At 28.4% G+C, this 24,665-nt stretch carries 23 protein-coding genes and 1 riboswitch; of the genes, 21 read left to right on the top strand and 2 right to left on the bottom strand.

Going from position 1 to position 24,665, the window contains the following annotated elements:
* Nucleotides 1-266 precede the first annotated feature (266 nt).
* The 12 genes from psyc5s11_RS03710 (at nt 267) to psyc5s11_RS03760 (ending at nt 11,263) form a co-directional block, all read left to right on the top strand.
* Nucleotides 267-782: a hypothetical protein gene (locus tag psyc5s11_RS03710; RefSeq protein WP_224036295.1), complete on the top strand. Its 516-nt coding sequence runs from the start codon at nt 267-269 to the stop codon at nt 780-782.
* A 246-nt stretch (nt 783-1,028) separates the two neighbouring features.
* A complete protein-coding gene (locus psyc5s11_RS03715; RefSeq protein WP_224036296.1) occupies nt 1,029-1,418 on the top strand; it encodes a bacteriohemerythrin in 390 nt (129 codons plus the stop codon).
* 291 nt (nt 1,419-1,709) lie between these two features.
* A complete protein-coding gene (locus psyc5s11_RS03720; RefSeq protein WP_224036297.1) occupies nt 1,710-3,491 on the top strand; it encodes a methyl-accepting chemotaxis protein in 1,782 nt (593 codons plus the stop codon).
* 579 nt (nt 3,492-4,070) lie between these two features.
* Nucleotides 4,071-5,264, top strand: a complete 1,194-nt coding sequence (locus psyc5s11_RS03725; RefSeq protein ID WP_224036298.1) for an ABC transporter ATP-binding protein — start codon at nt 4,071-4,073, stop codon at nt 5,262-5,264.
* A gap of 11 nt (nt 5,265-5,275) precedes the next feature.
* Nucleotides 5,276-6,139, top strand: coding sequence for a carbohydrate ABC transporter permease (locus psyc5s11_RS03730; protein WP_224036299.1), 864 nt, complete (start codon nt 5,276-5,278; stop codon nt 6,137-6,139).
* Nucleotides 6,139-6,960: a carbohydrate ABC transporter permease gene (locus psyc5s11_RS03735; protein WP_224036300.1), complete on the top strand. Its 822-nt coding sequence runs from the start codon at nt 6,139-6,141 to the stop codon at nt 6,958-6,960. Before psyc5s11_RS03730 ends, psyc5s11_RS03735 begins: the two co-directional genes overlap by 1 nt.
* 118 nt (nt 6,961-7,078) lie before the next feature.
* Nucleotides 7,079-8,440: an ABC transporter substrate-binding protein gene (locus psyc5s11_RS03740; protein ID WP_224036301.1), complete on the top strand. Its 1,362-nt coding sequence runs from the start codon at nt 7,079-7,081 to the stop codon at nt 8,438-8,440.
* Between the two features lie 119 nt (nt 8,441-8,559).
* Nucleotides 8,560-9,273 (top strand): glycerophosphodiester phosphodiesterase, encoded by a 714-nt coding sequence (locus tag psyc5s11_RS03745; protein WP_224036302.1) that lies wholly within the window; start codon nt 8,560-8,562, stop codon nt 9,271-9,273.
* 347 nt (nt 9,274-9,620) lie between these two features.
* The gene (locus tag psyc5s11_RS03750; protein WP_224036303.1) at nt 9,621-10,121 is read left to right on the top strand and encodes a hypothetical protein; all 501 of its coding nucleotides are present in this window, start codon (nt 9,621-9,623) and stop codon (nt 10,119-10,121) included.
* A gap of 96 nt (nt 10,122-10,217) precedes the next feature.
* Entirely contained in the window at nt 10,218-10,541 is a 324-nt protein-coding gene (locus tag psyc5s11_RS03755) for a hypothetical protein (RefSeq protein WP_224036304.1), read from the top strand.
* 348 nt (nt 10,542-10,889) lie between these two features.
* On the top strand, nt 10,890-11,018 hold the full coding sequence (locus psyc5s11_RS27800) for a hypothetical protein (RefSeq protein ID WP_258712425.1): 129 nt from the start codon (nt 10,890-10,892) through the stop codon (nt 11,016-11,018).
* Nucleotides 11,019-11,101: 83 nt separating this feature from the next.
* The gene (locus psyc5s11_RS03760) at nt 11,102-11,263 is read left to right on the top strand and encodes a hypothetical protein (RefSeq protein WP_224036305.1); all 162 of its coding nucleotides are present in this window, start codon (nt 11,102-11,104) and stop codon (nt 11,261-11,263) included.
* Between the two features lie 285 nt (nt 11,264-11,548).
* Here psyc5s11_RS03760 and psyc5s11_RS03765 read toward each other — a convergent pair whose 3' ends face one another.
* Entirely contained in the window at nt 11,549-13,288 is a 1,740-nt protein-coding gene (locus psyc5s11_RS03765) for a methyl-accepting chemotaxis protein (RefSeq protein WP_224036306.1), read from the bottom strand.
* A 217-nt stretch (nt 13,289-13,505) separates the two neighbouring features.
* Here psyc5s11_RS03765 and psyc5s11_RS03770 point away from each other — a divergent pair, with 217 nt between their 5' ends.
* The 3 genes from psyc5s11_RS03770 to abc-f all read left to right on the top strand — a co-directional run bounded on the left by psyc5s11_RS03770 (nt 13,506) and on the right by abc-f (nt 17,109).
* A complete protein-coding gene (locus tag psyc5s11_RS03770; protein WP_224036307.1) occupies nt 13,506-13,652 on the top strand; it encodes a hypothetical protein in 147 nt (48 codons plus the stop codon).
* A 336-nt stretch (nt 13,653-13,988) separates the two neighbouring features.
* Nucleotides 13,989-15,236: an MFS transporter gene (locus tag psyc5s11_RS03775; RefSeq protein ID WP_224036308.1), complete on the top strand. Its 1,248-nt coding sequence runs from the start codon at nt 13,989-13,991 to the stop codon at nt 15,234-15,236.
* Nucleotides 15,214-17,109 (top strand): ribosomal protection-like ABC-F family protein, encoded by a 1,896-nt coding sequence (abc-f, locus tag psyc5s11_RS03780; protein WP_224036309.1) that lies wholly within the window; start codon nt 15,214-15,216, stop codon nt 17,107-17,109. The genes psyc5s11_RS03775 and abc-f overlap by 23 nt, the downstream gene beginning before the upstream one ends.
* A 273-nt stretch (nt 17,110-17,382) precedes the next feature.
* On the opposite strand, the gene psyc5s11_RS03785 is transcribed toward abc-f, so the two are convergent.
* Nucleotides 17,383-18,075, bottom strand: coding sequence for a hypothetical protein (locus tag psyc5s11_RS03785; protein ID WP_224036310.1), 693 nt, complete (start codon nt 18,073-18,075; stop codon nt 17,383-17,385).
* Nucleotides 18,076-18,441: 366 nt separating this feature from the next.
* Here psyc5s11_RS03785 and psyc5s11_RS03790 point away from each other — a divergent pair, with 366 nt between their 5' ends.
* The 6 genes from psyc5s11_RS03790 (at nt 18,442) to psyc5s11_RS03815 (ending at nt 24,633) form a co-directional block, all read left to right on the top strand.
* A complete protein-coding gene (locus psyc5s11_RS03790) occupies nt 18,442-19,002 on the top strand; it encodes a sigma-70 family RNA polymerase sigma factor (protein ID WP_224036311.1) in 561 nt (186 codons plus the stop codon).
* A 1-nt stretch (nt 19,003) separates the two neighbouring features.
* Nucleotides 19,004-20,116 carry a DUF4179 domain-containing protein gene (locus psyc5s11_RS03795; protein ID WP_224036312.1) on the top strand — a complete coding sequence of 371 codons (1,113 nt, stop codon included), beginning with the start codon at nt 19,004-19,006 and terminating at the stop codon, nt 20,114-20,116.
* Between the two features lie 45 nt (nt 20,117-20,161).
* Nucleotides 20,162-20,277: riboswitch (FMN riboswitch) on the top strand.
* A 161-nt stretch (nt 20,278-20,438) separates the two neighbouring features.
* Entirely contained in the window at nt 20,439-21,023 is a 585-nt protein-coding gene (locus psyc5s11_RS03800) for an ECF transporter S component (protein ID WP_224036313.1), read from the top strand.
* 758 nt (nt 21,024-21,781) lie between these two features.
* Nucleotides 21,782-22,969 carry an anaerobic nitric oxide reductase flavorubredoxin gene (locus psyc5s11_RS03805; RefSeq protein WP_224036314.1) on the top strand — a complete coding sequence of 396 codons (1,188 nt, stop codon included), beginning with the start codon at nt 21,782-21,784 and terminating at the stop codon, nt 22,967-22,969.
* Between the two features lie 111 nt (nt 22,970-23,080).
* Nucleotides 23,081-23,239, top strand: coding sequence for a rubredoxin (gene rd / locus psyc5s11_RS03810; protein ID WP_224036315.1), 159 nt, complete (start codon nt 23,081-23,083; stop codon nt 23,237-23,239).
* A 629-nt stretch (nt 23,240-23,868) separates the two neighbouring features.
* On the top strand, nt 23,869-24,633 hold the full coding sequence (locus tag psyc5s11_RS03815) for a DeoR/GlpR family DNA-binding transcription regulator (protein WP_224036316.1): 765 nt from the start codon (nt 23,869-23,871) through the stop codon (nt 24,631-24,633).
* Nucleotides 24,634-24,665 lie beyond the last annotated feature (32 nt).

Consider the following 24,665-nt stretch of genomic DNA (forward strand, 5'->3'; position numbering starts at 1 on the left):
GCCTAAATCGAAGATACAATCAAAAAATAATAGATTAGTATGCGTGTATACTTAATCTATTATTTTTTTGTGCTAATTTCAGATTTATAAAAATTAGCTTTCATTAAATTAAAGATTTAAGACTTTTGAAAGGTTTTAGAAAAGCTTTCTTAAAAGATATACTGTATTATAAAAACATAACGAAGAAGATAAAAATTATAAGGGCGCCATGGCTGTCATTAAAGGCAGACATTATTAATAAATAAAAATAGATAGGAGAATGAAAAATGATTAAAGATTTCAAAAAAAGTACTAAAAGATTATATGCATTAGCAGCAGCATGTCTAATTATAAGCGGGGGAGCATCTCTTATAGGTGCAAAAGTATATGCATCTACAACATCAATAGAAAGTAAAATACAAGATAAAATTGATTATCCATTTCTCAATGACTCTGAAGCTGTAGGAAAATGGGAGACTGTTGATTTTGTTAAAGAAATTGATGATTTTAAACCAGGTGAAAAGCAGTGGAAGGGTGGCGATTACCTTAAGAGTATAACAATTATTCAAGATGGAAAGATGGCACAACCTGATGTGCAAGGAATGCCATCAGATGAAAAAACTCTAGCTTCATGGCTTACATGGACAAAAGGATATATTATAAGTAGTGCAGATAAAACAGCATCACAATATACAATAAAAGAAATCAATGGAACTAAATATATGTTTATGGAATGGAAGTCAGGAGATTATACATTAAGAGGTATGAAACCTTGGTATTATGTATTAAAAGCATCTAAATAGAATTAAGAAATTTTACCAAAGTTAGAAAAATAGAATTCACCTTATATTAATGGTAATTTAAAAATTATCTGTAATATAAGGTGTTTTTATTTACTTATGATGCACATGAAAACTAGAAATTAAAAAAACTTAATTTTTAAATTAGGCAAGGCTATTTTTATAATGACTTTATCAGAAAAAAATGGTATATTAATAGCTAATAAGGCTACAGAAGCTTAGAAATTGTGGAGAAGGAAGGATTTATTTATGTATGAAATGAAAGAAGAATATAAAATTGGAGTAGAACAAATTGATGAGCAACATAAGAAACTTTTTGAATTAGCTGATAAGGCATATATGTTATTGAAAGATGATTTTACTCTTGATAAGTATGACAAAATAGTACATATTGTAGAAGAATTGAAAGACTATACAGTTTTTCATTTTAAATCAGAAGAAGAATATATGGAAAGCATAAATTACAAAAGACTTTTCACTCAAAAAATAGAACATGAAAAGTTTATTAAAGCTCTTGAGGAAGTAGATATGAGACATCTTGATCAAAATCAAGATGAGAGTTTAGTTAAAATGTTAAACTTTTTAAATGAATGGTTAACAGAACATATATTAGGGAATGACAAACTTATAGGGAAATAAAATAATTTAAATATGCATTATAGTAAAGAATATGAGTGTTGTAAAATGATTTTTTAGATCATTTTGCAACACTTTCTTTTTAATTATGGCTGAAAGAATTATAAATTATATTTATGCGTTTTTTTACATGGATAACCAATATTGTACTAAATAATTTGTTTTATTAAAATGTAAATTTAACAGAATCTTGTAACCGTTTTACAAATGCAGTATAATTAAAGGATAAATTGTAATAATATTTAGTTTTATGTTTTTCATTAAATTAAGTATTAGTTAGGAGATGTGGTTTCCATGTTAAATAATTTAAAAGTAAGGACAAAGCTTTTCTTATTAATTTTATTGATGTTTATTGCAATTACAGGAATTGCAGTAGTTAATATTCAAAAACAAGCAGAGGCAAATCGTGTTTCATTAGAGGTATTAGAAAAAACTGTTCGTCAAGATTATGATGAATACATTAAGAGTCAGGTAAATAGTGTGATTACATTGCTTGAGAGTATTGATAAGAAATATAAAAATGGAGAATATACTTTAGAAGAGGCAAAAAAACTTTCAGCAGATTTAGTACGTGATTTAAGATATAAAGATGGAGGTTACTTTTGGATTGATACAAAAGAAGGACAAAATGTAGTTCTATTAGGTAACAAAACAGAAGGGACAAACCGTATAAATGCAAAAGATGTTAATGGATATGAAATGATAAAAGATATTATTAAAAATGGTATGCAAGAAGGTGGGGGGTATACAGAATATTGGTTCCCTAAAGAAGGAGCAACAGAAGCGTCTCCAAAGAGAGCATATAGTAAGTATTATGAACCTTTCGATTTTGTAGTTGGAACTGGTAATTATACAGATAACATTGACCAGATTATAGCTACACAAAATGAGATTACAACAGAGAACTTCAATAAGACTAAAATATTAATGCTAATTATTTTAGCGATAGATCTTATTTTATCAATTGTAGCTACTTTTGTAATATCAAAAGGAATTGTGAAAGGCCTAAATACGGCTATTGACCATATGAAAGTAATTGCAACAGGAGATTTCTCGGTGAAATTACCTGAAAAATATATTAAGAGAAAAGATGATTTTGGTCAACTTGCCACATCGATGGAAATTATGAAATCATCAATTAAGTCTTTAATTGAAAGAATACAAAGTGAATCAAAATCCATATACACAGTTATTGAAGATGTTGATAAACATATTTTTGTATTGGATAAAGATATACAACATATTTCTCAAACCACAGAGACACTTGCAGCAAGTATGGAAGAAACGGCAGCTTCTTCAGAGGAAATGTCAGCTAGTTCTCATGAAATTGAAATGGCAGTTAGAACTATTGCTCAAAAGTCACAAGAGGGTTCAGAAGCAGCAACAAAAATTAGTGATAGAGCTGATAATACTAAAGAAAAAGTTATAGAAGCAAAACAAAAAACAAATAATATAATTGTTGAAGTAGGAAAACGACTAGAGAAGGCTTTAGAAGATGCAAAAGTGGTTGAACATATTGGTGTTTTATCGGAATCAATTATGGAGATTACATCTCAAACAAATTTACTTGCACTAAATGCAGCTATTGAAGCAGCTAGAGCTGGGGAGGCTGGAAAAGGTTTTTCAGTTGTAGCAGAGGAAATTAAAAAACTTGCAGAACAATCTAAAGATACTATTCTCCAAATACAATCAGTAACTAATGAAGTTATGGGGGCTGTTGGAAATCTTTCAGACAGTTCAAGTGATTTATTAAACTTTGTTTCTAATGAAGTAACAGCAGATTACGAAGTGTTTATGGATGTAGGAAACAAGTATAGTGAAGATTCAGAATATGTAGATGGATTAATGACTGATTTTAGTGCAACAACAGAGGAGCTTCTATCATCTATACAAAGTATGACTCAAGTGATTTCAGAATTAGCAAAAGCTTCTAGTGAAGGCGCAATAGAAACAGCAGAAAATGCTGAAAGTGCTATAAGTATAAAGACGCAGTCTAATGAAGTATCAGAATTAATCAAGAAATCTAAAGAAAGTACTATGAATTTAGAAACAGAAGTAATGAAATTCAGTGTATAGATACCCACAGTGGAAATCATACTTAGGCGTATACATCGCCGAAATTGAATACATATTTATTCCGTAGGACTGTGAAAATTTCGCTGGAAGCATTCTAAATGGAAGGTTGTTCCATTTAGAAGCTTCAGCAGCTTATTTTCAATGCCTACTTCACAAATATGTATCCAATTTCTCTGTTTGGATATGCTCCTAAGTATAGTAAATGTTGAATATAATACCAAGCATAAGTAAAATTTCAGTTGTGGGTATCTATATAAAAGAGTAAGTATATCAATATAGGGATAGTAGATAGTTTTGTTTTTACACAAAGCTATCTACTATCCCTATTATTTTCTATTGATAAGAGCAATTTTATTCTTTTAGGCGTTACAGCAGCATTATATTTCAATAGTATTTGTGCCAAAATAAATTCAAGGAAATTCTTTATATTTAGTATAAAATTAACTTTTATCTAACATAGTTTAACTTAAATTCAATATCAATTTAATACGCAAAGTTTATATTTAAAAAGTCGGATAAAGAAAAAATATAATTAGTATAAGTGTTGATTTGAATTAATTTTGGAAAGCGGGTAAATGTATGGCAAAAGTTATTTTGAACCATTTAAATAAAAGGTATGACAATGATTATAAGGCTGCTAATGATATTAATTTAAATATTGAGGATGGAGACTTTGTGGTTTTAGTTGGACCGTCTGGATGTGGCAAGTCTACAACATTAAGAATGATTGCGGGACTTGAAGAAATTACATCAGGTGAATTATATATTGGGGAAAGATTAGTAAATAAAGTTGAACCAGTGGAGAGGGATATAGCTATGGTTTTTCAAAACTATGCTTTATATCCACATTTTTCGGTTTATGAAAATATGGCATTTGCACTTAGAATAAAAAAAATGAATAAGAAAGAAATAGATAATAAAATACGGGAGACAGCCAAAACATTAGAACTTCAAGACTTATTAAATAGAAAACCAAAGGAATTATCGGGTGGGCAAAGACAAAGGGTTGCGCTTGGACGTGCAATTGTTAGAGAGCCTAAAGTGTTTTTAATGGATGAACCTCTTTCAAATTTAGATGCGAAACTTAGAGTGTCTATGAGGAGTGAAATAATTAAACTTCATCAAAGACTTAAGACAACGTTCATTTATGTAACACATGATCAAACAGAAGCGATGACCATGGGAAGTAAAATTGTTGTAATGAATAAGGGCGAAATTCAACAAGTTGCAGATCCAGTTACAATATATGAAAAACCAAGTAACAAATTTGTAGCTAGTTTTATTGGTTCTCCACAAATGAATTTCTTAAATGCGACAGTTGATAGAATTGATGATAATTTATACATTGAAAATGATTATTTTAAATATGATATCAAGCATAAGGAATTAAGAACTATTCTTGAAGAGAAGTATTGTAGGAGTGAAGTGACAATTGGCATAAGACCTGAGGATATTGAAGTGGTTGAAGAAGAGAAGAGAGAATTTAATGAGAGCTTTAATATAGAAGAGAAAGAAAATAACGATGAAAATAATAATTTTCCGGATAATGAAGCATTAAGGTTAGTGGGTAAAACTGATGTTGCAGTTGCGGAAATAGAGTTTGTTGAAATTTTAGGTTCAGAAACTTACATACATTTTAAAATAAATAATAGCAATATGATTTGTAAGGTTAATGGAATTTTTAGAGGAAAAGAAGGACAAGTTATAAGAGTTAGGTTTAATTTTAAAAAGTCACATTTCTTTGATAAAGATAGTGAAATTAGAATTTATTAGGAGGAATGATGATGAAAAGTATATTAAATAAGATAGAGCCGTATCTCTATTTAGTCCCTTGTCTATTAGGCTTTTGGATATTTATGTTTTTTCCATTTATGAAAACTATTTTCTTAAGTTTCAATATAACAAATGCTAATGGGGATGCTGTGGAATTTGTTGGGTTTGACAATTATAAAGAATTATTTTTATCTCCAGACTTTATGAACAGTATTATTGTGACTTTAAAGTTTGTTTTGATAACAGCCATACCAGCAATAGTTATTGGACTTTTTCTTGCAGTTCTTGCAAATAAAAAGCTTAAGGGAAGTAAACTATATGAAGTTATGTTTGCAATGCCTATGGCAGTGTCTTCAGCAGCCGCTGCAATAATTTGGATGTTATTATTACATCCATCTATTGGAATTATAAATTATATATTGAAAGCACAAATTGGGTGGTTAACAGATGAAAAAATAGCCTTGTATTCCGTAGCGTTTGTTACTGTATGGCTTAATCTCGGGCTTAATTTTATATTTATTTTAACAGGACTAAAGAATATTCCTGATGAACTAAATGAAAGTGCTCAAATTGATGGAGCCAGAAGTGGAAGAAAATTCTTTAGATTAACGTTACCATTAATTTCACCAACATTGTTCTTTGTTGTATTTATAAATATGATTAATGCGTTTCAATCTTTTGGACAAATAAAACTATTAACTCAAGGTGGACCAGCTAATTCTACAAATGTAATAGTTCATGAAATATATAGAGAAGCATTTTTCAATAATAGATTTGAAACTGCATGTGCTGAATCAATAATATTATTTTTTATAATTCTAATAATAACATTAATTCAGCTAAAATTTGAAAAGAAGGGGGTTCATTATTCATAATGGAGAATAAAGCAAAAAAATATCTATTATATGCCTTTAATCTTATACTTGGGATTATCATAATCTCACCAATACTATATGGACTTAGCGTAAGCTTGATGTCTTCAGATGAAATATTTTCGTATCCTCCTAGATTTATACCAGCACATATTAATTTTGATAATTACAAACAGGTAATAGAAACAGTTCCAATTTTCAGATTTATATTTAATAGTTTATTTGTTTCATTAGCCGTTACAATAGGACAAATAATAACTTCATGTTTAGCAGCATATGCCTTTTCTTATTTCGAGTTTAGAGGTAAAAATATGTTATTTATTCTATGTTTATCTACTTTGATGATTCCATCTGAATCAACAATAATAGCCAATTACCTAACAATAGCTAAGCTTGGTTGGTCAGATACTTATGCAGGGCTTATAGTGCCATTTTTGGTATCTGCAATGGGAATATTTTTAATCAGGCAATATTATTTAACAGTACCTAAAGAATTGAAGGAAGCATCAACTTTAGATGGGTGCAGTAATTGGAGATATTTTATTAAAGTATTGCTTCCTATATCTAAACCAGTAATATCATCTTTAGGAGTATATACTTTTCTAAATACTTGGAATCAGTACATGTGGCCATTACTTGTAACAAATGCACCAGAAAAAAGAACTGTTCAAATTGGGATTAGTATGTTGCAATTTGCAGAAACTCAAAATATAGGACTAGTTTTTGCAGGGGTTATAATGATTATTTTACCTTCTATAGTAATCTTTATAATTGGACAAAAGCAGCTTGTACAAGGAATTACTTCAGGAGCAGTAAAAGGATAAATAATTTGCTATTTAAGAATTTTCTAAGATACAAATTTCTTGGGAGAGACTTCAAATATATACTGAACAATGAAAAAATATAATTTGAATTATAAATTAAAAAAAGATGGAGGTTTCTATGAAAAAAAGAATTTTATCACTAATGGTTACAGCTTGTTTATGTATGAGTGCTTTGGCAGGATGTGGTGCAGGGGCTAGCGGTTCAAGTAGCAAAGCAGATGTAAAATCAAGTGAAAAAACACAACTCGTTTTCTGGCACTCAATGGGCGGAAAGGGCGGAGAGGCTATTAATACCCTAGTGGACAAATTTAATAAGGAAAATAAGAATAACATTACAGTTACTGCGCAATATCAAGGGGAATATGATGATGCAATTAATAAGATAAAAAGCTCAAAAGATAAGAACACTTATCCAGATATAATGCAGCTTTATGATCTTGGAACTAGATGGATGATAGATTCTAAGCTATCAACTCCAATGCAAAAATTTATAGATGATGATAAATTTGATAATTCAGCATTAGAACCTAATCTTTTAGCGTACTATACAGTTGATAAGAAATTAAATTCAATGCCATTTAATTCATCAACACCAATTTTGTATTATAATAAGACAGCCTTTAAGGCAGCAGGATTAGATCCAGAAAAGGCTCCAGCGGATTTTGATGAAATTAAAACATATTCAGAAAAATTGACTAAGAAAGATGGAAATACTGTTTCTCAATATGGATACTCTATGGCTATTTATGGGTGGTTTTTTGAACAATTTTTAGCAAAACAATTACAACCATTTGCAAACAATGGGAATGGTAGAGATTCAGGCGCTACAAGTGTAGACTTTAAGAATAATGGTGGCGGATTAAAGATAGTGAAAGCTTGGAAAGATCTTTACGATCAAGGCTTGCTTGGTAACTTTGGTAAAAAAACAGCAGATACACAACAAGCTTTTATAGCAGGAAAAACAGCAATGTTTATTGATTCAACAGCAGGACTTAGTACTGTATTAAGTGGAGTTAATGGAAAATTTGAAGTTGGAACAGCATTTTTACCTAAAATAAATAAAGATGATAAAGGTGGAGTTTCAATAGGTGGTGCATCATTATGGATTATGAATAAAGATGATGAAGCAAAGCAAAAAGCAGCTTTTGAATTTATTAAATTCATGGTAGCACCAGAACAACAAGTTTATTGGAATGAACAAACAGGATATTTCCCAGTAACTACAAAAGCGTATGATTTACCAGAAATGAAAGATCATTTAGCAAAGACACCTCAATTTAAAACAGCAATTGACCAATTACATGCATCATCAGTTGAATCTAAAGGAGCACTTCTTGGAGTATTCCCAGAAGCAAGACAAACTATTGAAACAAACATAGAAGCTGTGCTTCAAGGAAAATCAACACCAGAAGAAGCTATAGATGCTAGTGAAAAATCAATAAATTCAGCAATAGAGAAGTATAATAAAGCTAATAAATAGAGATATATTAAAACTCAAAATAAAGAGATAGAAGATATTTAAAGGTATCTTCTATCTCTTTACCATTAATGTTAGAATATACAATATATAGATTATAAAATAAAGAGGATGTGTTTAAATTGAAAATTTTAAATATTGCTCACAGAGGATATAGTGGAAAATTTGATGAAAATACAATGATTGCATTTAGAAAAACAATTGAATATAAGGCTGATGGAATTGAGACAGATGTGCAATTATCTAAAGATAATGTGCCAGTTATAATTCATGATGAAACTTTAGATAGGACTACTGATGGTAAAGGATATGTTAAGGATTATACATTAGCTGAACTTAAAAAATTTAGGACTAAAAGTGGAGAAGAAATACCAACGTTAAAAGAACTTTTAGAACTTGTAGCAGATTCAAATTTAGAAGTATTAAATTTAGAATTAAAAAACAGTATATTTCCTTATGAAGGATTAGAAGAAAAAGTTTTAGCTATGATTTATCAATACAATTTAAAAGAAAAAATTATAATTTCGAGTTTTAATCACTTAAGCTTAATAAAGGTAAGAAAGTTAGATAAAGAAATAAGACTTGGTGCTTTAACGGATTCAACTCTTGCAAATGTACCTCAATATTTAAATGCTATTTCAGTGCAATGCTATCATCCATGTTTTCCAAGCATATTAAATAAAGAATATATGAAGGAAATAAAAGAAGCAGGAATAATAGTTAATCCCTATACTGTAAATAAAGAAGAACATATGAAAATGGTTATGAAATTTAAAGTAGATAGTATAATTACAAATGAAGTTGAGAGATTATATAATTTACTAAAAGAATATTAAGACAGTCGATAGATTTGAAGTATTAGGCATATTAACAAGTCGAGGATGCGACGAAATCTTCTTAGAAGCAGAATAGCTGCTTCTTTTTAATGTGTATATTTAATGTGTACTAGCTTTGTTAAGTTTTTTTGTAAACTGGCAAATCATTAAAAGGAAATAAAGCATAGGTAATTCTTGGCTTGTTAAATTTCAAATGTCAATAAGTTCATATTCAAAAAACTAGTACTCTAATAAAATCTGAATAGTATAGAAAATAATGGTATAATTTATACATGAATTTATTCTCACGAGTATTTAATTATGAATTAAGTTAGTACAAACATAAATTATATTTAGGATGTGATTATATGAGTATTTATTCGTTTATAGCAACCGATTATGAAATACCAGAAGTAAAAAATTCAAAGGAAAGAATTATTACTGTGCAAGAAGCCATTAAATTAGGAGTAGAAGCACATAAATTTATGCCTTGGGAGAAAATGAACCCAGATGATAAGATAATATTCTTTGAAAAAGAAAGTGATGTAGATGAACTGGTTATTAAAAAAGGTACTAACTTTGAGAAAAATGTGAAATGGTATACTCATAAACCATTCATTTATTCAATACATTTTGAGTATTCGGAATTAAGAGTAAAACAATTATTAGAATACCTAAAAGAAAATATTAGTAAAGGACATCAATTAGAACTTTGGTTAATATGGCTTGATGATAAGCAAAGTATTAAACCTAATATATTTAATTATGAAGAACTTTCTATACGTGATCTGAAGCAAATGTACGATTGTCAGGATAAAAAATATGTATATCATAATTGTATAATAATAGAAAAACAAAATTACATTTAATATATTAGATAAGTGCACATATTTTTTTAAGTGTGTCACAAGTGAAAATTATTACGTTCATATTAAATTTATAAATTAGTGACAGGAAGGCAAGAAATGAATAAAAAATGGAATAATACAGTTTCTGAAAAGGTGGAATTTATAGGTCATAAGATAATAGTTGGCATAGTCTTTTGGATAATATCAAGTGTTGTAATTACGTATCAACAAAATATAATTAAACAAACAGGGAAGGAGTTATTAAGTCTTGTATCTTATATATTGCCCTTTTTAGTTCTTTCATGGTTCATTTCCGTGAGCCGTAAAAAAAATCAATGGAAGCCATTTGGTAGCAATACGGATATAATAGGAATAATAATTATTATAACAGTTTCAGTAATATTAACTTTAACCATAGGCATGCTAAAAGTAATAATTTAATGAACAATCTTCTTAAAAGGTGTAAAATTTTTATTAAGGGGAAGATGGTTATTATGGAAAATTTCACTCCTTTGCTAGTTTTACTATCATTAATAGACAATTTCGCTGACATTTGAAATAATTAAGTAATAAATAAGGTTTAGGATAATGGACGGTGAGCCGTATCATAAGTAAATGAGGACTTTACTAAAATTGGATAAATAATTAGTAGAAATGACTTACCATATAAAAAGTGATATGGTAAGTTTTTCTTGTTATGTATATAATATAGTTATGTAGTGTAGAGGAATTAAATTTAAGAGCAATAAGTTGAGAGTTAATAATATAACAGGTAAAGAAGGATATTAAATGGAAACTATAGCAGGTGTAATAGGAGTAATCATAATAATTATAATCGGAATGCTTTTTGGAAGAATTATGGAGATTGTAGGGTTAGTAACGGAGGTAATAGCTAAATTTTTTCGGAAACTGTTTTAAGAGTTTCCAAAAAATTAATAGTAAGGTCAATTATGTAGAATAAATTAGAACATGAATTTTGAAAATTCTAAGGGGGAATAATAGTGCAAGGGATATCCGTTGGTATTATAGTAGCAATAGCATTCATAGTATTTTTAGAAATGCTCAGATTTTTTAGAAAGATAGTAAATTCCTCAAGAGAAATAGATGAGTTAAAGAGAAAAGTAAATAATATTGAGCAATATATTAAAAATGAAAATAAATAACATTAGATTAAGAACATGTGTCAAATGGTTGTGTAAAGTTTTATGTAGGAATAAAAGCAGTCACATAAAAAAACTAATGACTGATTTTTTAAAGTCACTATAAAAATCAGTCATTAGTTTTAGGCACATGAAAATAAATAACAAGTTCAAAACTGCCATGAATATTTTTCATTAGGCAAGGAAGTAAATTGCTATCATAGCGGGCCTATTATGGCATTTTGCTGACACAGCATAATGGAAAATAGACTGGCAGATGTACTTGTTATTTATTTGATTGTGCCTTAATTATACTTTAAATTTAGATATTGAATTTTGTAGATGGCTTGATAGCTCTGCAAGAATAACCATTGATGAGGATACTTCTTGAATAGAAGCTGTTTGCTCCTCAGTAGCGGAAGCAGCTTCTTCTGTATTTGCAGCATTTTGTTCTATTATGTTTGCAATATTCTTTATGGATTTTTCTACAGCTATTGCATTTTTATTAATTACTTCTGTTTCAATAACAACCTCTTTTATTTTATTTGTTACTTCAAAAACAGATTTTTGTATAAGGTTAAATGAATCATCTGTAAGTTTAAGTGAGGTTGCTTGTTCATCTATTGAAACATTTGTAGTAGTCACTTCAACGACAGCTTTTTCAATATCAGCTTGTACATCCGATATAAGATTGCTTATCTTTTGTGTTGAGTCTTTTGATAGTACTGCTAAATTTTCAACTTCTTTAGCCACTACGGTAAAGCCTCTGCCAGCATCACCAGCTCTGGCTGCCTCTATTGATGCATTTAGGGCTAAGAGGTTTATTTGGTCTGTAATCTCATTTATAAATTCTACAACTTTTCCAATTTCATTGGATTTTATTGATAGATGAGAAATTACATCACTAACATTTTGAGCTGAATTCTTGGTGTTAGACATTCTGTCAATTTGTTGCTTAAGATTTTTAGTTCCATTAGTTACAGTTCCAATTGTTTTATTTGAAAGTTCATTAATATGGAATGTATTTTCTGTTATACGATTTAAACCTTGTACAACATCTTTAACAGAATTATTACTCTTGTCAGCCAATTCAGCCTGCTCTGAAGCACCTTCTGCTATATTAGTAATAGTACATGAAATTTCTTCAGCGCTTCTACCTATTTGATCAGAAGTTTTTGTTATTTCATTAGAAGAAGATGCTACTGCTTTACTTGCTTCTTTAGCCTCAGAAATCAAGTTTCTAACTTTAGAAATAAATTTATTGAACTTTTCAGTAAGCTCATCGAGCTCATCCTTTTTATATATTTTGCCACTTACCGTAAGATCTCCACTTTCTGCTTGCTCCAATAATGTTTTAAATTGTTCTATAAATCTTGTAATTCCTTTATATGTAAATATAATTAAGATAGTGAACAAAATAATTAAGATGATACCAATAACTGCAATGCAAATCAAATTCCTAGTGAAATTATTAGCGTCAATATCAGATTGCTTTATCATATTTTCAGTTCCTGATGTAGCTATAGCTTGTATTTGTTTTACCAACGCATCCATATCATCAGTAGGTTTTCTATCAATACCGTTTACTAATCCATCTACTATACGATAACTTTCTATATTGTTTTGATCATAGCTTTGGATTGCTTTGCCATATTTATTATAAAGATCTTTGTGAGCATTTAACAATGAATCAACTGAAGAAGTATCAATACCTAGTTTTGTCATATCTTCTTTGAGTTTTGATAACTGTGTTTGAACATTGTTATTTTCTTGTGAGAATTGAGAATAATATTTTTTAAAGGATTCAGTGTCACGACCTCTTAAAAGGGTATTTTTCCACTCTTGTACTTGTTTCTTGAAATCCACTTGGGCTTGTCTTGCTTCATCAACTAAATTTATATATTCAGCAGTTACTTGTAGCCTATCTTTATATTTTTCGTTAGAATTTCTAAATGTAATCCCTGAAAAGCTGATTATACTAAGTGTGAATACTATAACCAATGCTATCAGCAGATATAATCTTGTACCTATTCCTTTATTAGCTTTCATTTTAAATTGTCTCCTTTTAAAAATCTACAATGATTTATTTATTTATTAATCAATTATATATATACAGTGTAAACTTGTACAGACTACTGTCAAATATTTTGATATATTAACGAAATTTGAAGTGAAAAGGATATCTTTAATTATAAGAGAAAATATATTGATAATTACCAATACTTGAGATATAATTAAGACAATTATTTGAAAAGGAGGATAGATTATGGCTAATATAGTTGGTACAGTTAGAGTTACTTGTAAGAAGATTTTAGAATCTAGTAGTTCATACGCAAAAAATGGAATGTCAGCTTTTAACGGGAGAAGTGCGTCCATTTTTAGAATAAGTACTGATTATAGTATAAATCCATGATTCTACATCTTTTTTTGTTAGTTGAATTCAAAGTATATGAATTCAGGTTACTAATATGTTAAGATTTTTTAGGACTCAAGGTTTTGTGCTTTGAGTCCTTTTATTGTGTACTTATTTAAATTTTGGCATATTCAAAAAATAACTAGTCAGTATGCTTGTTATTTTTTGAATAGGTCTAATAAGTTTTTTGTCATAAGATTAAAACTTAAGGATATGCTCTCTTCCATAAGCCTTTTATTGTTGTATTTTTTTAATTTTAAATTAAAGAAGATTAGCAAGGGGCTTATTTTTGTTTGTAAAAATTACAAATACAAAATTATATGGAGGCAATAAAATATGAGTATCAATAATAAATTAAAACGAAATATATCAGTCAGTTACGTATATAATTTTCTATTACAATTAAATATCACTTCAGCAATATGGGTTTTATACCTAGCTTTTAGAGGTATGTCCTTAGTTGAAATAGGACTATTAGAATCGGTTTATCACATAACAGGGGTGCTTTTTGAATTACCTACAGGCGTTATTGCAGATGTGTATGGAAAAAAGTTTAGTGTAATTATAGGGAGAATTGTAAGTGTAATTTCTTGTATTCTTATGATAATATCAGATAGCTTTTTAGGCTTTGCAATTGCTTTTTGTTTAAGTGCTGCATCTATGAATTTAAATTCTGGAGCAGCTGAAGCATTAGTTTATGATAGCTTAAAAGAATTAGGAGAAGAGGAAAAGTATAAAAAAATATGGGGAAACCTAGCCTTCGTCATGTCTATTGCGCAAGGGTTAGCTGTTTTGCTAGGAGGAATATTAGCAGATATAAAATTTTTATATGCATATATACTCGGAACTATTCTACAAATAGGAGCTTTAATAGCAGCTTATAGTTTTAGTGAACCACCGATTCATAAAGAAAAAGCTAAAGATAAAGAAGAAGAAAAGCAACAAGGAAACTTAATAGTAAATCAATTAGTAACAAGTATAAAAGTACTTAAAGCAAGGAGAATGGTGCTGTATTTAATACTATTCTCTGCTTTGGTAGCAAGTGTCCAAACGACTGTGTATTTCTACAGCCAAAAGTATTTTTCGGATATGGGCTATTCAAAGACTGCAATTGCCATAATATGTACATTAAGTAGCCTTGTTGATGCAATAAGTTCAAAATATGCATATAGAATTGAAAAATTATTGAAATTGAAAGGAACATTAATAGGCATAGCCTTAGTAAATTTATTTTCACTTATGGGATTAGCGTTAATTAAGAATTTATCTATAGTATTCTTTCTTGTAATATCAATTTCAGGAGGAGTAGGATTTATAATATTCAGTGATTATATAAATAAAAGGATACCATCAGAGTATAGGGCAACAATATTGTCTTTTGACAGTTTATGTTTTAGTGCATTTATGATATTTGTATTTCCTTTGTTTGGACTACTTGCAGAAAAAATAGGCTTTTCAATAACCTTTGGAATTATAGCATTGTTATATGTTCCAGTAATGATGTTTATAATGTTAAAACTTAGAAAACATCAAAATAAAGAAAATGTTGGAGGAATTAAAAATGATAGAATTGGCTTTAAATAAATTACAAAAATATTATGGTGCAACTAAGGTTTTAGAGGATATTACTTTTGAGGTTCAAACAGGTGAAAAAGTTGGGATTGTAGGAAGTAATGGTTGTGGAAAAAGTACACTCTTAAAAATAATTATAGGTAGTGAAGGTTATGAAAGTGGTAATTTGTCCTTTAAAAAAGGAGCAACCTTAGGATATCTTGAACAGATGCCAATTTATCCAGATGACTTTAGGGTCATTGATGTATTAAATTTAGCCTTTGAAAATATTGATAATGTCTATAAGGAATTAGAACTATTAGAAAAGCAACTTTCAAATGCTGATGAAGCTAATATGGATAGGGTATTAAATAAGTATTCAAAGGTACAAGTCCTTTATGAGAGTTTAGGTGGTTATGAAAAAGAGGAGAAATTAAGTAAAGTTTGTAGTGGGCTTAAGATTAATGATGTTTTCAAGGGAAAATTATTCGCTGAGTTAAGTGGTGGAGAAAAGACCACAATAATTCTTGGGAAGATATTACTTCAAAATCCAGATATATTGTTATTAGATGAACCTTCTAATCATTTAGATTTAGAATCAATGGAATGGCTTGAAGCGTATCTTAAAGAGTACAAAGGGATAGTAATAATAGTATCTCATGATAGATATTTTTTAGACAATGTAGTTACAAAGATAGTAGAAATAGAGGATATGGTATCAAAAAGTTATTATGGAAACTATACAGCTTTTGTAGATGAGAAAGAAAGACAACTTAAACTTCAAATGGATGTCTTTTTAGATCAGCAGAAAAAAATTAAAGAGATGGAAAAGTCTATTGCTCAGCTTAGAGATTGGGGAATGAGAGGAGATAATGGCAAGTTTTTTAGAAGAGCAGCAAGTATGCAGAAACTTTTAGATAAGGTTAAGAGAATAGATAAACCTGTAGAAGAAAGGGAAAGTATTAATATAAATTCAGCTACTTCTAATAGGTCTGGAGATAATGTAGTTATAATTAAGGATTTATGTAAAAGTTATGGCCAAAAGATTCTTTTAAATAAAGCTGAATTATTAATAAGAAATAAAGAAAGTGTAGCTCTTCTCGGAGCAAATGGATGTGGGAAATCAACATTGATTAAAATTTTACTTGGACTTAGTGAGGCAGATAGTGGAACTGCAAATTTAGGTAGTTCTATAAAACTTGGATATTTGCCACAAAATATTGTTTTTGAAGATGAGAGCAAAACTATACTAGAATCTTTTAGGGAAGACATAGTAATAACCGATGGAAAGGCAAGAGAATACCTTGCAAGATATATGTTCTTTGGTGAACAGGTATTTAAAAAGGTTGGAACTCTTTCGGGTGGTGAAAGAAGCAGATTAAAGTTAGCTATGTTAATGTATAGTGAAGTGAACTTATTGATTCTAGACGAACCAACAAATCATTTAGATATTGATTCAAGAGAAGAATTAGAAGACTTCTTAAAGGAATTCAAAGGTACAATTATGTTTGTATCTCATGATAGATATTTTATAAATAATATAGCAAGCAGAGTTGTAGAATTAGCAGAAGGATCATTGACTTCTTATGGTGGTAATTATGAATATTATAAAGAAAAGTCAGTTCAGATAAAAAGTGCAACATTAATTATAGAAGCTGCAACTAAAGAAAAAATAGTAAAGACACAAAAAGAAAAAACATCTAAAACTACAAAAGGTAATAACAATGAGTTTAAGAAATCAAAATTAGAAAAACAAATAGAAGAATTTGAGGAACAGCTAAAGGTTATAGAACAGGAAATCAGTAAGTTTTCAACTGATTATGAAAAGCTAAATGCTTTATATAATGAAAAACTAGAAATACAAAATAATCTTGATATATTGATGGAGGAGTATTTTGAATTGTAAGTAAGATACATTATGTAAGCTTTGGACTTGTTATTTATTTTTAAGTGCCTAATGCTGTATTGTATAAGTTTTAATAATGATTTTGCAATATATATTAAAAATTCTAAAATTCTGAAATTCTAAAGAATTTTAAAACTTTAGAATTTCAGAATTTTAGAATTTGCTTGAAAAATGCGGGCTGAGCGGATATAAGTAAAAAAGTAGTTGCAATATATTTACTTTTCATAAATTCATGTGAAAAAAATAGTAAATTACTTGAATATTCCTGTGAGTTTATGAAAAATTGATTAAAAGAAATAAAACCAAAAAGGATCCTAAAACTAAAATATAAGTTTTTTTAGTTATTGTCCTATTGCCGTCATTATCTAATTGGCTTTGCATGCAAGGGAATAGCCAATTACTAAAAGATACTTTCACCATGTATTTATACATATTTTCATAAAGTAAAGTGAAAACTCCAAATAAGAAATATAATAATATGGATATACAATACACTATAAATAGCCAATATAAACTAGGTACATAATAAAAAGATTGAAGCCATTCAGTTAAAACTATTTTAGCTGGAAATATTAAAATTAAGCCAACAAATGATGAGAATATAATGCATATTATTTTTGAAGGAATTACTCTAATCATAGAGAAAGTAGCATATTGTAAAATTCCGAAATATGGTTCAAAATATTTTTTATATGTTTCAAAAAGTGTTGAATTTCCAATAGGAGGTCCACTAAAATAAGGAGGTTTGGGGTAAGCCTCGAAGTTATAATACTTTTTTAAAATTATTATATATGAATAAGTTATAAACATTGAGAATAACCATAAAAATGTCTTTATATAATTATATATTTTTTCGCATTTTAACTCCTGTTTTTCTCTTCTTTGATTTTCTAAAAACTTTTCAATTCTATTTTCATTACACACTATAGGCTGATTTTCTTTCTCATAATCAAAATTATCATTCATTATAACTTACTCCTTAACAATTATATTTTGATCTTTCATAAATAAAATTACTTAACTTCAATATATTTTACTTATTACCACAATTATACATTAATTTTATAAGTAAATCATATAGTTCTAAAAGCAAACCTAAAGCTTTTTCACCATGACCATATTAGAAAAGCTATTAAGTTTGCTATTTTATAACTTATTTGGGAAAATGGGATGAGGAAAAAATTTCAAAATATGAAAGATAAGGCATATGGGCTTGTTATTTTTTTAATTATGCCTAAATATCCATAAGCAAAACAATATGAGAGAAAATATTTTTATTTGCGTTATATAAAGTGTAAGAGCTTTTACAGAATATTAGATTGGAGAAATTTTATGAGGTGTACCGAAAAAAATTATATTAGTAGGCTAAAAAAAGGGAAAGAAGATGCATTAGAATTTGTAGTAGATAATTATTTGGGAATAGTTAAATCAGCTGTATATAAAGTACTTTCACCACTTGGAAGGGATGGGATTATTGATGAGTGCGTAAATGATGTATTTCTTTCAGTGTGGAATAACAGCAATAAATTTAATGGGGAAGAGCTGGATTTTAAGAAATGGATATATAAAGTGGCTAAATTTAAAGCTATTGATTATTACAGAAAAGAAATTAAGAATTCAGACGTTACCTTGGAAGATAAAGAGATAAGTACAAATAAATTAGTTGAAGAAGAAATTATTAATACAGAAGATAGAAATGAATTAATAGAATTAATAAACACCCTTGAACCTTTAGATAGAGATATATTTACTATGAAATTTTTCTTAGGAGTCAAGTCTGATGACATAGCTAAAAAATTTGCACTTAGTAGAGCAGCTATTGATAACAGGATTTACAGAGGAAAGAAAAAACTTAGTAAAGAAATAGCTAGAGTGAAATTGGAGGTAGTGTAATATGAAAGATATTTATGAATTGCTAAATGATGTAGATATAGATGAAAGTGAGATTGGGACAATGGATGTTTCGGAATTTGAAAAAGCAAATGTGAAAAAATCTTTAAAAAAATCAATAAAGAAGAATAATGGATGGAAGAAAAAAAGTTTGGTTGCAGCAGCTTTATGTTGTGTAGTAATTGGAAGTATAGGAGCAGTTGGAATAACAAATCCAGCTTATGCAGCAGAAATTCCCATAGTTGGAGATATATTTAGACTTTTAGATAATGGTAGAACTGGTTTGTATGATAAATACAAGGAAAATGCAAATGAAATTAATGTAACTAAAGAAAGTAATGGAACTGCAATTACTATAAAAGATGCAATATTTGATGGAAAAACAATATCTTATACCTATGAGATAAAAACAGATAGAGATTTAGGTGAAGATCCAATGACATGTGGAGGAGGGGATTTTAATATAAAAGGATATAGAGGAGGAATGACTGGTAGTTCTGAAACAAAAAAAGTAGCAGAGAATACTTATATTGGTCAAGAAAATAGAACAATAGATGAAGAAAAAGATGAAGTGTCCTGTAAATTAATTATAAGAGAAATAATGGATACAGAAGAAAATCATTCTGATGTGAAAATAAGCGGGAAGTGGGACTTTGATTTTAATCTAAAAGCTATATCGAGTGACAAACAAATCATAAATAAAGGAACTGAAAAGGATGGGGCTAAAGCTAATATTGATAGTATTACAAAAACCTCTATGTCATGTATAGTTAATTATTCACAGGTTGTAACTGATGAGTTGAAGAAAAAATGGTTCAATATGGATCTAGAAATAGAGATTAAAGATGACTTGGGTAATATTTATAAAGGAGAAGGTAATGGAGGTCATGGAAATGATAAAGATAATACAATGTATTGGAGTAAAACTTTTGGGAAATTAGATGAAAAGGCTACTAAGCTTATAGTAACTCCTAAAATGCACTTATCTAATACTGGAGGCGGAGTTTCTATGGATGAGAATGGAAACGAAACTGAAATTAAGCATACAGTAGATGCAGATCATCCTGAACATGGAGAAATTCTATTTGATGACATTGTGGTTGATTTAGAAAAATAATATATTGCAAATTATATAATAAAGTTATATAATAAAGAAAATATAATATATCTTCAGGGCAGGGCGTGAATCCCTACCGGCGGTATAGCCCGCGAGCTTTAACAAGCTGATTTGGTGTAACTCCAAAGCCGACAGTATAGTCTGGATGAAAGAAGGTAACTATTAGGAATTAAGATTTTCTTTATTCTTATTTATTGAAGTATGTGCCCTGATGTTTTTTTACATCAGGGCTTTTTTGATTACTTTATTAAAAATAAGAATATATTAAAAATGAAATACCTAATAAGCTACCCAAAGAAGATAACTTTTGGGAGGCAAAAAAATGAATAAAAACACAAACAAAATGGTTAAAATTTCTCTATTATCAGCTATAGCACTTATACTTATGTATTTTGATTTTCCAATACCATTTTTACCAGCATGGCTTAAGATTGACTTAAGTGATGTGCCAGCATTATTAGGTGCATTTGGATTTGGACCTTTAGCAGGAGTTCTTATAGAACTGATAAAAAATATACTAATAGTATTAGTAAAAGGAACACAAACAGGATTAGTTGGAGAAACAGCAAACTTTATAATTGGAGTTGCATTAATATTACCAGCATCATTTGTATATAGCAGAAATAAGAGTAAAAAAGGTGCAATATTAGGAATGGTTTTAGGTGCAGTTTGTATGGAAGTAGTAGCAATAATCGCAAATGTTTATTTCTTATTGCCAGCTTACGGAATGCAAATGTCATCAGCAGAATCAATGAAATATGTTATTATGGGATTGTTACCTTTTAATGGAATAAAGTCTATTTTAGTATCAGTATTAACATATGCACTATATAAAAGAGTATCAGTTTCAATTTTCAAAGCAGAACCAAATTTTGGCAGTCCAGAAAACAAAACAAAAACAATATAATATATATAAAATAAAGAGAAGGCTGTTTCGAAATGATTAAATTATTTTGAAACGGCCTTCTCTTTATTTTGGAAAAATTAAAAGATATATAAATATAAATTATTATAAATATAGATAACCACAGTGGAGCTCATACTTATGCCTACATCCGCCGAAATTGAATACATATTTATTCCGTAGGACTGTGAAAATTTCGCTGGAAGCATTCTAAATGGGAGGTTGCACCCATTATAGTTTTGTCCAAATGTAAAATTTGGACAAACTATAATGGAACAACTTCCCATTAAGAAGCTTCAGCAGCTTATTTTCAATGCCTACTTCATATTATGACCCTTGTGGTTACAAATATGTATCCAATTTCTCTGTTTGGATATTCTCCTAAGCATAGTAAATGTTGAATATAATACCAAGCATAAGTAAAATTTCAGCTGTGGGTATCTATATATGTTACAAAATGATTCTTCATTTAAAATTTAATAAATCCTGTGAGAATTTCATCCACAATTGGTCACAGACTATCTATAAAGGGCATTAATTGTTAATTGCAACATATATATTAAAATTTATAAAATAAAATTGAATATTAAGTATTGTTTTTAATCTTTATATAAATTATAGTGATTATATAAAGTTAAAGTTATAGTGATTATATAAAGTTGAAATTATAGAAAAGCTATAGCTAATTAATAATAACTATTGAATAATAATACTTGTTTTGGTATTATATTAATATAGATTAAAAGTGAAGGAGGTTTAATATGAGTTTTAAAATAAATGACACTGTAACTTGGGTTGGGAAAATTGATTGGGAATTAAAAAAGTTTCATGGAGATGAATATTCTACACATAAGGGTTCTTCATATAATTCATATTTAATTAAAGATGAAAAGACAGTACTTATGGATACTGTTTGGGGTCCATTTACTAATGAATTTATTACTAATTTAAAAAAAGAAGTAGATATACATAAAATTGATTATATAGTTATGAACCATTCAGAAGTTGATCATAGTGGTGCTTTAGTAGAGCTTATGAAAGAGATACCTAATACACCAATTTATTGTACTAAAGCTGGTGTTAGGATATTAAAAGGATACTATCATCAGGATTGGAACTTTGTAGAAGTAAAAACTGGAGATACATTAGATCTTGGAACGCATAAACTTACTTTTATAGAGGCTGCAATGCTTCATTGGCCAGATACTATGTTTACATATTTATCAGAAGAAAATATATTATTTAGTAATGATGGTTTTGGTCAACATTATGCTTCTGAATTTATGTATAATGATAAAGTAGATCAATCAGAATTATATCAAGAAGCACTAAAATATTATGCAAATATTTTAACTCCATTTAGTAAACAAGTTCTAAAGAAAATTGAAGAAATATTGAGTCTTAATCTGCAAATTGATATGATCTGCCCAAGTCATGGAATAATATGGAGAGATAATCCAATTCAAATAGTAAATAAATATTTACAATGGGCAAATGAATATGCTGAAAATCAAATTACAATAGTATACGATAGTATGTGGGATTCTACAAGAAGAATGGCAGAATGCATAGCAGAAGGAATAACAAGCAATAATAAAGATGTGACAGTAAAGATTGTGAATTCCGCTAAAAGTGATAAGAACGATACAATAGTAGAAATATTTAGATCAAAAACAGTTCTTATTGGGTCATCAACTATAAATAATGGTATTTTATCTTCAACAGCTTCAATAATAGAAATGATTAAAGGCTTTAAATTTAAAGGCAAAAAAGGAGCCGGTTTTGGTAGTTATGGATGGAGCGGAGAGTCTGTAAAAATAATTACAGAAGAATTAGAGAAATCTGGAATTAAGACAATTAATGCAGGAATAAAAGAATTATGGAATCCAGATGAAGATGCATTAAATAGATGCAGAGAATTTGGGAAAAGTATTGTAGAAGAGCTTTAATTATATCCATGTTGAAATGAATACTTATTTATGTAAAAATAATTAAATAAGTATTCACAATATATGTATATTAAATTAATAATATCATTAATTTAAAGGAGGATTTATATTATGGAAAAATACATTTGTACAGTATGTGGTTATATTTATGATGAAGAAGCAGGTGATCCAGATAACGGTGTTGCAGCCGGAACTAAATTTGAAGATGTACCTGAAGAATGGGTTTGTCCATTATGTGGAGTTCCAAAATCAGATTTTGAAAAAGAGTAATAGTAAAAAGTGTTTTTAGAATAAAATTAAGTATAAAGGGGCTGTTGCAAAATGATTTTTTAAATCATTATAAGCAATAGCTTCTTTTTATTGTTACATTGGAAATTATATTTACAAAATTTATAAATTATTATTTGAATAACTTAATTATTCACCATCGCATAGTAATTTTTATTTCTATAGTGGCTGTTTAAAAAAAATGTTGTTAATATGTTTAAAAAGTGATTAATTAAGCTGGTATTATTTCTTATTTGTCTTTTGAGAAAAATTTATATGTACAAAAGAAATAGGATTAAAGAGCAATTAAAACTAGGGGTTACTAAAGAACTAAAACTAGCCCATATTAAGTAAATAAAAAGAGCTAAAAATATTACTATTAGTAACAACATTTTTTTAGAACACTCAGCATGGAATTTAATTAGCATATACTAAGCCATTTAACATATTAGATTTCTATTCTGCAACAGCCCTTTTATATATAAGGCACAATTAAAAAAATAATAAATAAGATATTATTATTATATATTGTTTGTTATTTTTCTGTATTATTTAATAACATAATCTATTGCCTTTCAATTAATAATTATATAAACTATAAGTTAGTTAATTAATAGAAGGAGAATAACAATATGTTTACAGAAGAAAGATTAGATGAGATATTAAATATATTAAATTCAGAAGGCAAAGTTAAGGTTAAAGATTTAAGCCAAAAATTTAATGTAACAGAAGACTGTATTAGAAAAGATTTAAAGCAATTAGAGCATAATGGAAGTTTAAAAAGAACATATGGAGGAGCAATTCAAGTCAGGCAATCATCTCAACTATATGATATATCAGAAAGAGAAAAAATAGATATTTCAACAAAATCAATCATCTCAAAAAAAGCTTTAGAATTAATAGAAGATAGAGAAACTATATTCTTAGATATATCAACAATAAATATTTTAATAGCAAAAGCTCTTTTAGCAAGTAAAAAAAGAGTAATAGTTGTAACAAATATGTTAGAAATAGCAAATATTTTATCTTCATCAAATGATAATATTACAGTCGTAGTTGTTTCTGGAGTTTTAAATAAGCCACTGAATGGATTTGTTGGAGCTACAGCTAATGATTTTATTAAAAAGTATAGATTTGATAAATCCTTTATAGGTAGTTGTGGAGTTGATGCTTTTGATAAAAGTATAACTACTTTTGAGATTGAAGATGGAATTACAAAAGCAACAATAATACAATCTAGCAAGAAAACATTTTTAGTAATGGAAAATAAAAAATTTAATGTGGATGGTAATTACAAATTTGCAGCAATTGACGATATCAATGCAATAATAACAGATGAAAAACCAACTGAACAAATTATGGAGATATTGATAAGTAATGAAATTGAGTTAATATAAAAAATAGTTGATAACATTTTATCGCTTTTTTT

The organism is Clostridium gelidum, assembly GCF_019977655.1.
In the GTDB taxonomy this organism is placed as follows: Bacteria; Bacillota; Clostridia; order Clostridiales; family Clostridiaceae; genus Clostridium; species Clostridium gelidum.

Bases quoted from the DNA above. Each gene is read 5' to 3' on its own strand.
- psyc5s11_RS03710 (WP_224036295.1), top strand. From the start codon at position 267: ATGATTAAAGATTTCAAAAAAAGTACTAAAAGATTATATGCATTAGCA.
- psyc5s11_RS03715 (WP_224036296.1), top strand. From the start codon at position 1,029: ATGTATGAAATGAAAGAAGAATATAAAATTGGAGTAGAACAAATTGAT.
- psyc5s11_RS03720 (WP_224036297.1), top strand. From the start codon at position 1,710: ATGTTAAATAATTTAAAAGTAAGGACAAAGCTTTTCTTATTAATTTTA.
- psyc5s11_RS03725 (WP_224036298.1), top strand. From the start codon at position 4,071: ATGGCAAAAGTTATTTTGAACCATTTAAATAAAAGGTATGACAATGAT.
- psyc5s11_RS03730 (WP_224036299.1), top strand. From the start codon at position 5,276: ATGAAAAGTATATTAAATAAGATAGAGCCGTATCTCTATTTAGTCCCT.
- psyc5s11_RS03735 (WP_224036300.1), top strand. From the start codon at position 6,139: ATGGAGAATAAAGCAAAAAAATATCTATTATATGCCTTTAATCTTATA.
- psyc5s11_RS03740 (WP_224036301.1), top strand. From the start codon at position 7,079: ATGAAAAAAAGAATTTTATCACTAATGGTTACAGCTTGTTTATGTATG.
- psyc5s11_RS03750 (WP_224036303.1), top strand. From the start codon at position 9,621: ATGAGTATTTATTCGTTTATAGCAACCGATTATGAAATACCAGAAGTA.
- psyc5s11_RS03755 (WP_224036304.1), top strand. From the start codon at position 10,218: ATGAATAAAAAATGGAATAATACAGTTTCTGAAAAGGTGGAATTTATA.
- psyc5s11_RS27800 (WP_258712425.1), top strand. From the start codon at position 10,890: ATGGAAACTATAGCAGGTGTAATAGGAGTAATCATAATAATTATAATC.
- psyc5s11_RS03765 (WP_224036306.1), bottom strand. From the start codon at position 13,288: ATGAAAGCTAATAAAGGAATAGGTACAAGATTATATCTGCTGATAGCA.
- psyc5s11_RS03770 (WP_224036307.1), top strand. From the start codon at position 13,506: ATGGCTAATATAGTTGGTACAGTTAGAGTTACTTGTAAGAAGATTTTA.
- psyc5s11_RS03775 (WP_224036308.1), top strand. From the start codon at position 13,989: ATGAGTATCAATAATAAATTAAAACGAAATATATCAGTCAGTTACGTA.
- abc-f (WP_224036309.1), top strand. From the start codon at position 15,214: ATGATAGAATTGGCTTTAAATAAATTACAAAAATATTATGGTGCAACT.
- psyc5s11_RS03785 (WP_224036310.1), bottom strand. From the start codon at position 18,075: ATGAATGATAATTTTGATTATGAGAAAGAAAATCAGCCTATAGTGTGT.
- psyc5s11_RS03790 (WP_224036311.1), top strand. From the start codon at position 18,442: ATGAGGTGTACCGAAAAAAATTATATTAGTAGGCTAAAAAAAGGGAAA.
- psyc5s11_RS03795 (WP_224036312.1), top strand. From the start codon at position 19,004: ATGAAAGATATTTATGAATTGCTAAATGATGTAGATATAGATGAAAGT.
- psyc5s11_RS03800 (WP_224036313.1), top strand. From the start codon at position 20,439: ATGAATAAAAACACAAACAAAATGGTTAAAATTTCTCTATTATCAGCT.
- psyc5s11_RS03805 (WP_224036314.1), top strand. From the start codon at position 21,782: ATGAGTTTTAAAATAAATGACACTGTAACTTGGGTTGGGAAAATTGAT.
- rd (WP_224036315.1), top strand. From the start codon at position 23,081: ATGGAAAAATACATTTGTACAGTATGTGGTTATATTTATGATGAAGAA.
- psyc5s11_RS03815 (WP_224036316.1), top strand. From the start codon at position 23,869: ATGTTTACAGAAGAAAGATTAGATGAGATATTAAATATATTAAATTCA.